Origin of the sequence: Enterobacter sp. BWH64, assembly GCF_001037645.1 — a bacterium.
GTDB classification, from domain to species: Bacteria; Pseudomonadota; Gammaproteobacteria; order Enterobacterales; family Enterobacteriaceae; genus Enterobacter; species Enterobacter hormaechei_C.
Genome location: NZ_KQ089922.1, coordinates 1,902,055 through 1,916,359, shown reverse-complemented (window position 1 = coordinate 1,916,359; position 14,305 = coordinate 1,902,055). Strand labels below are relative to the sequence as shown.

Annotated in this window: 13 protein-coding genes; 4 read left to right on the top strand and 9 right to left on the bottom strand. The window is 58.8% G+C overall.

What is annotated here, in order from left to right; genetic code table 11:
• Positions 1–22: 22 nt before the first annotated feature.
• A complete protein-coding gene (gene bioA, locus SK50_RS09095) occupies positions 23–1,330 on the top strand; it encodes an adenosylmethionine--8-amino-7-oxononanoate transaminase (RefSeq protein ID WP_047057931.1) in 1,308 nt (435 codons plus the stop codon).
• 47 nt (positions 1,331–1,377) lie between these two features.
• Entirely contained in the window at positions 1,378–1,854 is a 477-nt protein-coding gene (locus SK50_RS09090; RefSeq protein ID WP_048229331.1) for a kinase inhibitor, read from the top strand.
• Positions 1,855–1,938: 84 nt separating this feature from the next.
• Here SK50_RS09090 and hutH read toward each other — a convergent pair whose 3' ends face one another.
• The 5 genes from hutH to hutI form a co-directional block, all read right to left on the bottom strand.
• A complete protein-coding gene (gene hutH, locus SK50_RS09085; protein ID WP_048229330.1) occupies positions 1,939–3,459 on the bottom strand; it encodes a histidine ammonia-lyase in 1,521 nt (506 codons plus the stop codon).
• Entirely contained in the window at positions 3,456–5,144 is a 1,689-nt protein-coding gene (gene hutU / locus SK50_RS09080) for a urocanate hydratase (protein WP_032653019.1), read from the bottom strand. Before hutU ends, hutH begins: the two co-directional genes overlap by 4 nt.
• A 127-nt stretch (positions 5,145–5,271) precedes the next feature.
• Positions 5,272–6,006 (bottom strand): histidine utilization repressor, encoded by a 735-nt coding sequence (locus tag SK50_RS09075; RefSeq protein WP_017384945.1) that lies wholly within the window; start codon positions 6,004–6,006, stop codon positions 5,272–5,274.
• Between the two features lie 19 nt (positions 6,007–6,025).
• Positions 6,026–6,964, bottom strand: coding sequence for a formimidoylglutamase (gene hutG / locus SK50_RS09070; protein ID WP_017384946.1), 939 nt, complete (start codon positions 6,962–6,964; stop codon positions 6,026–6,028).
• On the bottom strand, positions 6,961–8,184 hold the full coding sequence (hutI, locus tag SK50_RS09065) for an imidazolonepropionase (protein ID WP_045343745.1): 1,224 nt from the start codon (positions 8,182–8,184) through the stop codon (positions 6,961–6,963). Before hutI ends, hutG begins: the two co-directional genes overlap by 4 nt.
• A 223-nt stretch (positions 8,185–8,407) precedes the next feature.
• Between hutI and SK50_RS09060 the strand changes: the two genes are divergently transcribed.
• Positions 8,408–9,691, top strand: a complete 1,284-nt coding sequence (locus tag SK50_RS09060; protein ID WP_045343747.1) for a putative acyl-CoA thioester hydrolase — start codon at positions 8,408–8,410, stop codon at positions 9,689–9,691.
• Positions 9,692–9,794: 103 nt separating this feature from the next.
• On the opposite strand, the gene pgl is transcribed toward SK50_RS09060, so the two are convergent.
• A complete protein-coding gene (pgl, locus tag SK50_RS09055) occupies positions 9,795–10,790 on the bottom strand; it encodes a 6-phosphogluconolactonase (RefSeq protein WP_017694123.1) in 996 nt (331 codons plus the stop codon).
• A 119-nt stretch (positions 10,791–10,909) separates the two neighbouring features.
• Here pgl and SK50_RS09050 point away from each other — a divergent pair, with 119 nt between their 5' ends.
• A complete protein-coding gene (locus SK50_RS09050) occupies positions 10,910–11,728 on the top strand; it encodes a pyridoxal phosphatase (protein WP_017384949.1) in 819 nt (272 codons plus the stop codon).
• Here the strand turns inward: SK50_RS09050 and modC are convergent, their stop codons facing one another.
• The 3 genes from modC to modA are packed head-to-tail and all read right to left on the bottom strand — an operon-like array spanning position 11,729 to position 14,252.
• On the bottom strand, positions 11,729–12,787 hold the full coding sequence (gene modC, locus SK50_RS09045) for a molybdenum ABC transporter ATP-binding protein ModC (RefSeq protein ID WP_017694124.1): 1,059 nt from the start codon (positions 12,785–12,787) through the stop codon (positions 11,729–11,731).
• The gene (gene modB, locus SK50_RS09040) at positions 12,787–13,479 is read right to left on the bottom strand and encodes a molybdate ABC transporter permease subunit (protein WP_048229328.1); all 693 of its coding nucleotides are present in this window, start codon (positions 13,477–13,479) and stop codon (positions 12,787–12,789) included. The genes modC and modB overlap by 1 nt, the downstream gene beginning before the upstream one ends.
• Positions 13,476–14,252 carry a molybdate ABC transporter substrate-binding protein gene (gene modA, locus SK50_RS09035; RefSeq protein ID WP_017384951.1) on the bottom strand — a complete coding sequence of 259 codons (777 nt, stop codon included), beginning with the start codon at positions 14,250–14,252 and terminating at the stop codon, positions 13,476–13,478. Before modA ends, modB begins: the two co-directional genes overlap by 4 nt.
• Positions 14,253–14,305: the final 53 nt, after the last annotated feature.

Genomic DNA, 14,305 nt, shown 5'->3' with positions numbered 1-14,305 from the left:
TGTAAACCTAAAACTTTTCAAAATGGTTTACAAGTCGATTATGACCCAGGACGATCTCGCCTTCGACAAGCAGCATATCTGGCACCCTTACACCTCCACGACCCGCCCCCTTCCCGTCTATCCGGTAGCCTCGGCCCACGGCTGCGAGCTGCATCTTGCCAGCGGCGAGCGGCTTGTTGACGGGATGTCCTCCTGGTGGGCGGCGATCCATGGCTACAACCACCCGCGACTGAACGCGGCGATGAAAGCGCAGATTGACCAGATGTCACACGTGATGTTTGGCGGGATCACGCATCAGCCCGCGGTGGATTTATGCCGTCGCCTGGTAGCGATGACGCCTGAATCGCTGGAGTGCGTTTTCCTGGCCGACTCCGGCTCGGTGGCCGTGGAAGTGGCGATGAAAATGGCGTTGCAGTACTGGCATGCGAAGGGCGAAACGCGCCAGCGGTTCCTTACCTTCCGCAACGGCTATCACGGCGACACTTTCGGCGCGATGTCGGTATGTGATCCGGACAACTCCATGCACAGCCTGTGGAAAGGCTATCTGCCGGAAAACCTGTTTGCGCCAGCCCCGCAGAGCCGCTTCGACGGCGAATGGGACGAGATGGACATGGTGGGCTTTGCGCGGCTGATGGCGGCCCATCGCCACGAGATTGCCGCCGTTATTCTCGAACCGATTGTGCAGGGCGCGGGCGGAATGCGGATGTACCATCCCGAGTGGCTGAAGCGCATTCGGAAGATGTGCGACCGCGAAGGGATCCTGCTGATTGCCGATGAGATCGCCACCGGCTTTGGCCGCACCGGGAAATTGTTCGCCTGCGAGCATGCGGGGATCGCGCCGGATATTCTGTGCCTGGGGAAAGCGCTCACCGGCGGCACCATGACGCTCTCCGCCACGCTTACCACCCGCCAGGTTGCCGATACCATCAGCGACGGCGACGCGGGCTGCTTTATGCACGGCCCGACGTTTATGGGCAACCCGCTGGCCTGCGCCGTGGCAAGCGAAAGCCTCGCCATTCTGGAAAGCGGCGCATGGCAGACGCAGGTGGCGGCGATTGAGGCGCAGCTGAAGCAGCAGTTAAGCGCGGCGGCGGAGGCGGAATACGTCGCGGACGTCCGCGTACTGGGCGCCATCGGGGTAATCGAGACAACGCATCCGGTGAACATGGCCGCGTTGCAGCGCTTCTTCGTTGACCAGGGCGTGTGGGTGCGACCTTTCGGTAAGCTGATTTACCTCATGCCGCCGTACAGCATTTCTGCGGATCAGCTCCGCAAGCTGACCGGGGCAGTGGTTGAAGCCGTTAACACTTCAGCGCATTTCGCGATTTAACCCCATGCGTTACACTTTCTGAATGAGTGAGTAACGAGGGAAATCGGATGAAAATCATCAGTAAAGATTTGCGCGACGGCGAAAAGCTGCCGGAACGTCACGTGTTTAACGGGATGGGTTATCAGGGGGATAATATCTCTCCCCATCTGGCGTGGGACGATGTGCCAGCGGGAACCAAAAGTTTTGTCGTGACCTGCTACGATCCGGATGCGCCAACCGGGTCGGGCTGGTGGCACTGGATCGTGGCAAACCTGCCCGCCGACACGCGCGTGCTGTCGCAGGGCTCCGGTTCCGATCTGGTCGCTCTGCCTGACGGTGCGATTCAGACGCGCACTGACTTTGGCAAAGCGGGCTACGGCGGCGCGGCGCCGCCAAAAGGGGAAACGCACCGCTATATCTTCACCGTGCACGCGCTGGATGTGGACAAGATTGAGGTCGACGAAGGGGCGAGCGGCGCGATGGTAGGCTTTAACGTGCATTTCCATTCGCTGGGTAGCGCATCGATTACGGCGATGTATTCGTAAAAAAAGCCGGGTAGCGGCTACGCCTTACCCGGCCTACATTTCGTACTCGTAGGCCCGGTAAGCGCAGCGCCACCGGGCATAAAATCACAGCACCGAAGGTAACAGCCCCACCAGCCGTCCTTCCTCCAGAAGCTGCATCGCCTTATCAATATCCGGCGCAAAGAAGCGGTCGTCATCGTAGTGCGTAACGTGCTCGCGCAGTTCCTGGCGCGCCTGCTCCAGCAGCGGGCTGGATTTTAGCCCTTCGCGCAAATCAATACCCTGACACGCCGCCAGCCACTCCACCGCCAGCACGCCGCGGGTGTTAGAGGCCATCTCCCAGAGGCGACGCCCGGCAGCCGGGGCCATCGAAACGTGATCTTCCTGGTTGGCTGAGGTTGGCAGGCTGTCCACGCTGTGCGGATGCGACAGGGCTTTGTTCTCGCTTGCCAGTGCCGCGGCGGTGACCTGGGCTATCATGAAGCCCGAGTTCACGCCGCCGTTGCGCACCAGAAATGGCGGTAGCTGGGACATGTGCTTATCCATCATCAGCGCGATTCGACGCTCAGACAACGCCCCGATTTCGGCAATCGCCAGGGCGATATTATCTGCGGCCATCGCCACCGGCTCGGCGTGGAAGTTACCGCCAGAAACCACCTCGTTTTCCTGAGCAAATACCAGTGGGTTATCGGACACCGCATTGGCCTCCACCAGCAGCACTTCTGCCGCCTGGCGCAGCTGCGTCAGGCATGCGCCCATCACCTGCGGCTGGCAGCGCAGGGAATACGGATCCTGCACCTTCTCACAGTTGTGATGCGAATCGGCAATGTCGCTGGTATCGGTAAGTACGTGGCGGTACATGGCAGCGGCATCAATCTGCCCGCGCTGGCCGCGCACCTCGTGGATGCGGGCATCGAACGGACGACGCGAGCCGAGCACCGCCTCAGTGGTCAGTGCACCGCACACCACCGCCGAGGCGAACAGATCTTCCGCTTCAAACAGACCGCGCAGCGCGAAAGCGGTCGACGCCTGCGTGCCGTTGAGCAGCGCCAGCCCCTCTTTTGCCGCGAGGGTGATCGGCGTTAAGCCAGCTTTTTTCAGCGCCTCTTTCGCAGGCAGCCACTCCCCTTGCCAGCGCGCCTGGCCTTCACCCAGCAGGAGCAGCGACATATGCGCCAGCGGCGCCAGATCGCCGGAGGCGCCGACGGAGCCCTTCGCCGGGATCCACGGATAAACTTCCGCATTGACCAGCGTCATCAGCGCCTGGATCACGTTCAGACGAATGCCGGAAAACCCACGCGCCAGGCTGTTGATTTTCAACACCATCATCAGGCGGACGATCTCATCGTCCAGCGGCTGGCCAACCCCCGCCGCGTGCGACAGCACCAGCGAACGCTGTAAATTCTCCAGATCGTGCGTGGCGATGCGGGTCTGCGCCAGCAGGCCAAACCCGGTGTTGATGCCGTAGGCGGTGCGCCCCTCCGCCACAATCGCCTCCACGCAGGCCACGCTGTCGTTAATGGCACGGTGGGCGCTTTCATCAAGGGAGAGTGTCACCGGATGACGCCAGACGTGACGCAGCTGTTTGAGCGTCAGCGAGCCGGGAGTAAGTGTTAACGCGTTCATGCAGGCTTTCCTTGTGTGGCGGAGATCATCGGCAGGTTCAGGCCCTGCTCTTTGGCACAATCAATGGCAATCTCGTAACCCGCATCCGCGTGACGCATCACGCCGGTTGCCGGGTCGTTGTGCAGCACGCGAGCGATACGCGCGGCCGCTTCATCAGTTCCGTCACAGACGATGACCATCCCGGAGTGCTGGGAGAAGCCCATCCCGACGCCGCCGCCGTGGTGCAGCGACACCCAGGTCGCGCCGCTGGCGGTGTTCAGCAGGGCATTCAGCAGCGGCCAGTCGGAGACCGCATCCGAGCCGTCGCGCATGGCTTCAGTTTCACGGTTCGGACTGGCGACAGAGCCGGAGTCCAGGTGGTCGCGGCCAATGACGATCGGCGCGGAGACTTCGCCGCTGCGCACCATTTCGTTAAAGGCGAGGCCGAGTTTTTGCCGCCACTCCAGCCCGACCCAGCAGATACGCGCCGGCAGGCCCTGGAAGTTAATGCGCTCGCGCGCCATATCCAGCCAGCGATGCAGGTGTTCGTCATCGGCGACAATCTCTTTCACTCTGGCGTCGGTTTTGTAGATATCCTCCGGGTCGCCGGACAGGGCAACCCAGCGGAACGGCCCAATGCCGCGGCAGAACAGAGGACGAATATAGGCGGGCACGAAGCCGGGGAAGTCAAAGGCGTTATTCACCCCCATCTCTTTCGCCATCTGGCGGATGTTATTCCCGTAATCAAAGGTCGGAATACCCATCTTACTGAAGGCCAGCATCGCGGAGACGTGTTCCGCCATGGCGCGTTTGGCCGCCAGTACCGTGCCCTCAGGATCGGTTTCCGCTTTTTGCTGGTAGTCTTCCCACGTCCAGCCTTTTGGCAGATAGCCGTGGAGCGGATCGTGAGCGCTGGTCTGGTCGGTGACCAGATCCGGACGCACGCCGCGCGCCACCAGTTCCGGCAGAATATCCGCCGCGTTGCCGCACAGGGCAACCGACACGGCTTTGCCTTCAGCGGTGTACTTTTTGATGCGCGCCAGCGCGTCATCGAGGTTGTCGGCCTGCTCATCAACATAGCGGGTACGCAGACGGAAATCGATGCGGCTCTGCTGGCACTCAATGTTCAGGGAGCACGCGCCCGCCAGCGTCGCGGCCAGCGGCTGCGCGCCGCCCATGCCGCCCAGTCCGGCGGTGAGCACCCAGCGGCCTTTCAGTGATCCGTTATAGTGCTGACGGCCCGCTTCCACGAAGGTTTCATACGTGCCCTGCACAATCCCCTGGCTGCCGATGTAGATCCAGCTACCCGCGGTCATCTGGCCGTACATGGCCAGCCCTTTTGCGTCCAGTTCGTTGAAGTGTTCCCACGTCGCCCAGTGCGGCACCAGGTTGGAGTTGGCAATCAGCACGCGGGGCGCATTTTTATGGGTTTTGAATACGCCAACCGGTTTGCCGGATTGCACCAGCAGCGTTTCGTCGTTTTCGAGATTCGTCAAAGACTCGACAATCGCGTCATAGCACGCCCAGTTGCGCGCGGCGCGGCCAATGCCGCCGTAGACCACCAGCTCGTGGGGATTTTCTGCTACCTCAGGATCAAGGTTGTTCATCAACATGCGCAGCGGTGCTTCGGTGAGCCAGCTTTTTGCGGTGAGCGTGGTGCCGCGCGCGGCGCGGACATCCTGCTTGCGGTATTTATCTGACGACATTGTGTGTTCCTCATAAGGGACAGGTGATGCATTTAGATATACTTGTATAGACAAGCACACACAAGGTCGGGTTTAACAAAAAAGATACAATTTTGCTATATTGCGTTAGCGATCACGCTTATAAAACTTATGACATAAAGTGGCCCTGCAACCGGTAGCGATTCCCCGGGAATAGCAGCTTCGCATGCGACACAATTTGCGAGGACGACCAGGTACGACGGCGGATCAGCAGACAGGGATCGTGCTCTTTAATACGCAACAGCTCGCACTCCTGCGGCGTGGCGCGCACGGCTTCCACGATATGCTCCCCTTCCGTCAGCGGGGCGACGAGCGAGAGATACGCATGCGGTGTGGTTTGGGTGTAATCCTGGCTCAGGTAGTCCGGTATCCGCTCCGCGTTGACGCAGCGATCTTCAATCTGGACCGGAATGTCGTTCTCATAATGCACCATCACCGAATGGAAAATCCGGGTGCCCTCGGTAACGTTCAGCTCGATGGCCTGTTCGGCGCTGGCCTGCGTCTCCTCAAGCACCAGCACCTCGCAGTGGTGCTGATGGTTGCGGGCAGCAATTTCATCGGCAATGCTGCGGATTTCAAACAGCGCCGACTGTCCTTTTGGCTCGGCGACAAAGGTTCCGACACCCTGCAAACGCACCAGCAACCCTTCATCGGTCAGTTCACGCAGTGCGCGGTTGATGGTCATTCGGCTAAAGCCAAACTGCGCCACCAGCTCGGCCTCGGACGGAATGCGGTCGTGCGGGCGCCAGACGCCGGCGGCGATTTTTTCGCTGATCGCCTGCTTCACCTTTTCGTAAAAAGGCGCGGGAGGGCTCGGCTGCGGCAGGGGCGAGCGTGAAAACATCATGACTCCTTGAATGTTGTTATGCCCACCAGTGAGCAATTTGCCAGGCCAGTCGGGCGGCGAGCTTAGCGCCCTGTCCGTCCCGATCGTAGTGCGGATTAAATTCCACCAGATCCGCCGCCTGTAGTTTACCGCTTCGGCAGATACGCTCAATCACCGGGAACAGATCCAGCGCCGGGATCCCCAACGCCGCAGGGGCGGACACGGCGGGCATTTCTGCGGCAGGCAGCACATCAAGGTCAACGGTGAGATAAACCCGGTCTGCCTGCGCAAGCACGCTATCCAGCACGGATAGCGCATCCCGGCGAAAATCGAGATCTTCAACCAGCGTCACGTTCAACCGCTCAGCTTCCTCCCACAGCGCCTGAGTATTCGCCGCACAGCTTACCCCCAGGCAGGCGTAGTGAAACACCCGCGACTGAGACGCGCAGTAGTGCGCCAGCTGGCGGAACGGCGTGCCGGACGTTGCCCGTTCGGCCTTGCGTAAATCGAGGTGCGCATCCAGGTTGATCACCGCAAGGCGATCGTTCGGAAAGGCGTCCAGCACGCCGCGCCCGTGCGCCCAGGCGGTTTCATGTCCACCGCCGAAAACCAGAGTACGCATCCCGGATTGCTGGCACGCGGTTATGGCCTCGCTCAGCGCCTGCTGTGCCGCCTCCAGCGCGTGGCCTTCAACATAAATAGCGCCCATATCCACGAGGCGCGCATGACCCTGATGGCTCGCCATATTCGCCAGCGCGCCACGCAACACATCGGGCGCCTGTGCAGCACCGGGCCTGCCCTGGTTACGCTTAACCCCTTCATCACATTCAAAGCCCAGCAGGGCGATGCCTGACGGCGCGGGAGAAAAGTGTTCGCGCTGCTGTATGGTCTGGAAGAGACGTTTCGCGGTGCTGGACTCGGCGCTGTCGTCACGACCCTGCCAGACCTGCGGAGAGACGGGATGCCACAGTTTCATGCTACCTGCCCCCGAAACACGCGTTGATACATAGGATTCCGCCCCGGCTCGTAAACCATCTCAACCGGATGATTCGCCTCCCAGACGACGAAATCAGCCACATAACCTGGCTTTAACTGCCCGTGCGTCGCACCACGTCCTAGCGCCTGCGCCGCATGCCGCGTCACGCCAGCCCAGGCCTCTTCCGGCGTGAGGCCAAACTGGACGCAGGCCATGTTCATTGCCAGATGCAGGCTGGCAAACGGGCTGGTGCCCGGATTGTAGTCGGTAGCCACCGCCATCGGCACGCCCTGCTCTCTGAGCTGCGCCACCGGTGGACGCTGGCGCTCCTGAAGAAAATAGAACGCGCCGGGGAGCAATACCGCCACCGTGCCGCTTTGCGCCATCGCCTGAATACCTGCATCATCGAGATACTCAATATGATCGGCCGACAGCCCTTTATACTGGCTGACCAGCGCCGCGCCGCCGAGATTCGACAGTTGCTCTACATGCCCTTTTACCGGGATCCCGAGCGCGGCGGCGGCCTGGAACAGGCGCTCGGTTTGCGCCGGGGTAAAGCCGACGTTTTCACAAAACACGTCCACCGCTTCAAATAACTCTTTTTGCCACAGCGTGGGCATGATCTGCTCACAGACCAGCGCCAGATAGGCATCCGGATCCTGTCGGTACTCGGCAGGAACGGCGTGCGCGGCCAGCAGCGTCGGGCTGATATCGACCAGATTATTCAGGCTGAGCTGGCGGGCAACCAGCAGCATTTTCTCTTCGGCTTCGGCATTCAGTCCGTATCCCGATTTGATTTCAACGGTCGTTACGCCTTCATTCATCAGCCGCTGGAGTCGCTGCTGCGCCACCCTCAGGAGCGTTTCCGGCGAACTGTTGCGGGTGGCCGTGACCGTGGCGTTAATTCCGCCGCCCTGCGCGCTAATGGTCTGATATGACACGCCGTTAAGCCGTTGCTCCCATTCCGCTGCGCGATCGCCGCCGAACACCAGATGGGTGTGGCAATCGATCAGGCCGGGGGTAACCAGACGCCCGTCGAGATCGACACACTGACGATGCCCGGAGGGGATCTCGGATTCAGGAATAATGGCCAGAATCGTCTGGCCGCGCACAACGAGGGCATGTTGTTCTCTCAGGCCGTAGGGCTCCGCCTCCCCTGTCGCCAGGGTTGCCAGTCGCGCATTTCGCCATATCACATCATCGGGATGAAGCTGCTGCATGTGCCTTCCACTTGTCATGGGTTGTATAGACATTTATTTTCATCTGCCGCCTGCTGTCAACCGCATTGGGGGAAAATGTTATTTATTTGTGATGACTTTCCCGTCGCCTGCGGGCAAAAATGCAACTTTTCCGGTTTTTATCTTCCCGTTTCGCTCAACTTAGTATAAAAAAGCAGGCTATTTCGTCTATCCAGATAAGACTTGCATACCCAGGAGCATTACCTTGAATATTTCCAGGATTTCCCGTCTGGCGTTGGCACTCGCCTTTGGCGTGACTTTATCCGCTTGCAGTTCAACACCACCGGATCAGCAACCTTCTGAGCAGGTTGCTCCGGGCACCGCTTCCCGTCCGATCCTGTCAGCGGCTGAAGCGAAGAACTTCACCCGTGCGCACTATTTCTCGGCGATGGATCCCAATGCAGCCCCGTGGACGCCTTCTTCTATTAACCTGCCGAAACAGCCAGACTTCGTTGTCGGCCCGGCCGGGGCAGAGGGCGTTACACACACCTCTATTCAGGCAGCCGTTGATGCCGCAATTACCAAACACAGCGCATCTCGTCAGTACATTGCCATCCTGCCGGGTGAATACGAAGGAACCGTTTATGTTCCGGCGGCACCGGGAAGCATTACGCTTTACGGCCTGGGCGAAAAAGCGGTCGACGTAAAAATTGGCCTGGCGATTGATTCAGAGATCGACAGCACCACCTGGCGCCATCTGGTGAACCCGGCCGGTAAATACATGCCAGGTAAACCGGCGTGGTATATGTTTGATAACTGCCAGCGCAAGCGTGCCGCCACCATTGGCGTGATGTGTTCAGCGGTATTCTGGTCACAGAACAATGGCCTGCAATTGCAGAACCTGACCATTCAGAACACCCTGGGCGACAGCGTTGACGCAGGTAATCATCAGGCCGTGGCGCTGCGTAGCGATGGCGACAAGGTACAGATTAACAACGTCAATATCCTGGGCCGCCAGAACACCTTCTTCGTGACCAACAGCGGCGTGCAGAATACCCTTCAGAACAACCGTCTGACGCGTACTCTGGTCACCAACAGCTACATAGAAGGCGACGTGGATATGGTCTCCGGCCGCGGCGCGGTGGTATTTGATAATACCGACTTCCGCGTGGTGAATTCACGTACGCAGCAGGAAGGTTACGTCTTTGCCCCGGCCACGCAGTCTAACCTGTTCTACGGCTTCCTGGCCGTGAATAGCCGCTTTACTGCTGCTGGCGATGGCGTGGCGCAGCTTGGTCGCTCTCTGGACGTGGACTCCGCCACTAACGGCCAGGTCGTGATCCGCGACAGCGTGATTAACGAAGGCTTTAACATGGCGAAACCGTGGGCGGATGCAGCGATCTCAAAACGTCCTTTCTCCGGCAACACCGGCACGATGGATGATAAAGACAACGTGCAGCGTAACCTGAACGACGCTAACTTTAACCGCATGTGGGAATACAACAACCGCGGTCTGGGGAGCAAAGTGGTTGCTGAGCCGAAGCAGTAAAATGCCTGCTGCCGGGTGGCGGCTGCGCCTTACCCGGCCTACCTCATGCATTAACCGCGCATAAAAAAAACCTCGCATTTGCGAGGTTTTTTTCGTCTACGGATCAATGAGCGTTAATCACAACCCACATCGGCCCTTGTCCGACCGCATAGCGTCCTTTCTCTTCCAGTAGACCCTGCACGCCCTGGATTTCATAGAGCGCAATGTGGTGGGATTTCTGCCCCGCCGCAATCAGGTATTTGCCGCTGTGATCGACATTAAAGCCGCGCGGCTGGGTTTCTGTCGGCTGGAAGCCCTCAACTGCCAGAACGCTGCCGTCTTCGGAGACGCTGAAGACGGTGATCAGACTGGAGGTACGGTCACAGGCATACAGGTGACGGCCATCCGGCGTAATGTGAATGTCTGCCGCCCAGCGTGTGTCGGAGAAATCAGATGGCATCATGTCCAGCGTCTGTACGCACTCGATCTGCCCGTTAGGATCGTTCAGCTCCCACACGTCTACCGAGCTGTTCAGCTCGTTAACGACATAGGCATACTGCTGATTCGGATGGAAGACCATGTGGCGCGGGCCTGCGCCTTCCACGGTGGTGACTTCCGCCGGGCTCTGCGCGACCAGATGGCCGTCATCGCTCAGGGTGAACAGGCAGATGCGGTCCTGCTTAAGCGCTGGCACCCACAGCGTGCGGTTATCCGGCGAAATGTTGGCGGAGTGGCAACCTTCTAGCCCTTCTACCACGTCGACGGTTTCAACGGGAATACCGTCTTCCAGGCGGGTGACGCTCACGCAGCCTGCATTGTAGGAGCCGCTGAAGATAAAGTTGCCTTTATGGTCAGTGGAAATATGGGTCGGGCTGCCCGGCAGCGGGGCTTCTGCGGTATAGGTCAGCGCGCCGTCGTCCGGGGAGATGCGGTATGCCAGCACGCGGAATTCCGGGCGTACGCCGACATAAAGAAAACGTTTATCCGGGCTGACGACCATCGGCTGCACCTGGCCTGGCACATCAACAACCTGAACCAGCGTAAGCGAACCTTCTGTATTCAAACGCCAGACATGGATCTGCTGACTTTCAGGACTGGCGGTATAAACGGTTTGTTTCATGAATACTCCTGATTATTTTTAACGGTGAATGCTGAATTGTAGTCCGGGATTTTGCAGGGTTCCGCTCTCGGTGTACCATCCCGACAGACCTTAAATTCAACATTAACCCGGAAGAAAAAATGACCTCGCGAGTGATTGCCCTGGATTTAGACGGAACACTGCTTACCCCTCAGAAAACCCTGCTCCCCTCTTCTCTTGAGGCCCTCAAACGAGCCCAGGAAGCGGGGTATCAACTTCTCATCGTAACGGGTCGACATCACGTAGCCATTCATCCTTTTTATCAGGCACTGGGCTTAGATACACCTGCAATTTGTTGTAATGGCACCTATTTGTATGATTATCAGGCAAAAAAGGTTTTAGCCTCCGATCCGCTTCCCGTTACGCAGGCGCTGCAATTGATTGATTTACTGGATGAGCATGCCATTCACGGCCTGATGTATGTGGACAACGCCATGGTGTATGAACGCCCTACCGGCCATGTGATCCGCACCAGCAACTGGGCTCTGTCTCTGCCGGAAGCGCAGCGTCCGGTGTTCACTCAGGTTTCCTCCCTGCGCCAGGCGGCGGAAGACGTCGACGCAATCTGGAAATTTGCCCTGACCGATGAAGACACCGCCAAACTGAATACTTTCGCAAAACATGTCGAGCATACGCTGGGTCTGGAATGTGAATGGTCCTGGCACGATCAGGTGGATATCGCCCGCAAAGGCAACAGCAAAGGAAAGCGTCTGACCCAGTTCGTTGAATCGCAGGGCGGATCAATGCAGGACGTAATTGCCTTCGGCGATAACTATAACGACATCAGCATGCTGGAAGCGTCCGGAACGGGCGTGGCGATGGGTAATGCCGATGACGCGGTGAAAGCGCGCGCTGACGTGGTGATTGGCGATAACACCACCGACAGCATCGCGCAGTATATTTATACCCACCTGCTGTAATCAGGCGGTTATGGAAACGCTCTTGATTTGCGCGTAAAGCCACAGGCCAGGCTTGATGCCCAGCTCATCCCTGGCCCACGGGCTGATGCGCGCCCACAGCGTTCTGTTGCCTACTTCCAGCTGCACTTCCACCTGGCCGTTATCATCAAAACACTGCGCCACTTTTGCGCGCAAAATATTGCGGATACTGGTTTGCAGCGGCGGTTGCAGGACCAGGGAGACATCCGACGCCTGAATGCGGATCCGTAACGTGGACTGAATCGGCGTATCGATTTTATTCACCCACAAATGCTGATCGCCCAGCGCCAGCGCGGTCATCGCGTAGTGCGGATGGTGCTCCAGCACGCTCACCTTCAGAATGCTGCTCTGCTGCTCCTTTGGCAGCCATGGATGCATAACGCTGCTACCCCACACCTCCTCCAGATTGCCGAATGCCTTCACCCTGCCCGCTTCCAGCACCAGCACTTTGTCGGCCAGATGTAAGATCTCATCCAGCGAATGGCTGACGTAGAGCATTGGCACATTGATTTCCCGCGCCAGACGTTGCAGATACGGCAGCAGCTCGCGCTTGCGCGGAATATCCAGCGAGGCCAGCGGCTCATCCAGCAGCAACAGTTCCGGCGCGGTTAACAGGGCGCGGCCAATCGCCACGCGCTGTTTTTCACCACCCGACAGCGACGACGGCAGACGATCCAGCAGCGGTTCGATGCCCAGCAGCGCCACCAGCTTATCGAACTGTCCGGCCATGTTTTTTGCCATGCCGTAACGCAGGTTCCCGCGAACGCTGTAGTGCGGAAACAGGCGCGCATCCTGAAACACATAGCCGATACGGCGTTTGTCCGGTGACAGGCAGACCTTCTTCTCCGCGTCATTTAAGACGCGGTTATTTAGCACAATACGGCCAGACTGGGGACGCGTCAGGCCGCTAATCGCATTAATCAGCGACGTTTTCCCCGCCCCGGACACGCCAAAAATGGCGGTGATACCGCTGGCAGGCAGCGTTTCGTTCAGCGTCAGGGTGTGGCTGCCCAGGGTTTGCGTAAAGTTGAGTTCCAGCATCACGATTTCCCCATCCGTTCACGGCTGAGGCGCGCCAGCCACTCAGATACCAGCAGCGAGACCAGAGCGAGCACAATCGAAATAATACACAGCCGGGCCGCCGCACCTTCGCCGCCCGGGGTCTGAATCAGGGTATACATGGCCGACGGGATGGTCCGCGTCTCGCCGGGAATGTTCGACACAAAGGTGATGGTCGCGCCAAACTCACCCAACGAGCGGGCGAAGGCTAACACCGTACCGACGATAATGCCCGGTAACGTGAGCGGAAGCGTAATGGTCAGGAATACCCGCCAGCGGCCTGCGCCCAGCGTGCGGGCGGCCTGTTCTAACCGGATATCTACCCCTTCCAGCGCCAGGCGGATAGCGCGCACCATCAGCGGGAAGGACATTACTGCCGCGGCCAGAACCGCGCCGCGCCAGCTGAAAGCAAAGGTCAGTCCGAACCAGTCGTACAGCCATTCGCCGATAAAACCGCGCCGCCCCATGGAGATCAGCAGCAGATATCCGACCACCACAGGCGGTAAGACAAGCGGAAGATGGAGAACACTGTCGAGCAGGGCTTTGCCTGGAAACTTCACGCGAACCAGTAACCAGGCAAAGAACACCCCAAAGGGCAAACTCAGCGCAACCGCCAGGGAAGAGACTTTCAGGCTCAGCAGCAAGGCCTGCCATTCAGGTTCGGTCAATATCATTCGTGAGTCGTAAATCCGTAACGTTTAAAGATCGCGGACGCTTCCGGCCCCTTCAGGTAGTCAACAAAGGCCGTCACGGTCGCATTTTTATGTCCATCAACTATCGCAACAGGATATTCTACTTTCTTATGCGAGTCTTCCGGGAAGGTGCCCACCACCTTCACACCTTTACTGGCGACGGCATCGGAGCCGTAAACGATCCCGAGTGGCGCTTCGTTACGCTCCACCAGCGCCAGCGCGCCACGCACATCTTCTGCGGGAGCCAGCTTCGGCGATAAGGTCTCCCATGCACCCAGTTTTTGTAGCGCTTCTTTCGCATAAATCCCGGCAGGAACATGCTCCGGATCGCCTACCGCCAGACGGCCACCGTTGAGCAGACGGGTCCAGTCCGTCTGTTTGTTGATGGCGATGTCGTCCTGCTTGCTGTTTGTGGGCGCGACCACCACCAGGCTATTTCCCAGCAGCGTTTCGCGGGTAGCCGTATCAACAGATTTTTTCTCCACCGCGTAATCCATCCATTTCTGATCGGCAGAGATGAACAGATCCGCGGGTGCCCCCGCTTCAATCTGGCGGGCCAGCGTGGACGAGGAGGCAAACGACGAGACCACCTCGACGTTTTTCTCTTTTTTGTATACCGCAGCAATATCCTGCATCGCGTTAGTCAGCGACGCCGCCGCAAAGACCGTGATTTTTCCTTCATCCGCCAGTGCGTGGGCGGTGAGTGAGAGAGTCAGCGTTGCCCCTGCGAAAAGGCGTACCCATGAACGTGCCATTTGAAGCTCCTGTGCGTGTCGTTATATACAAATAAATATAACGATATATCGCA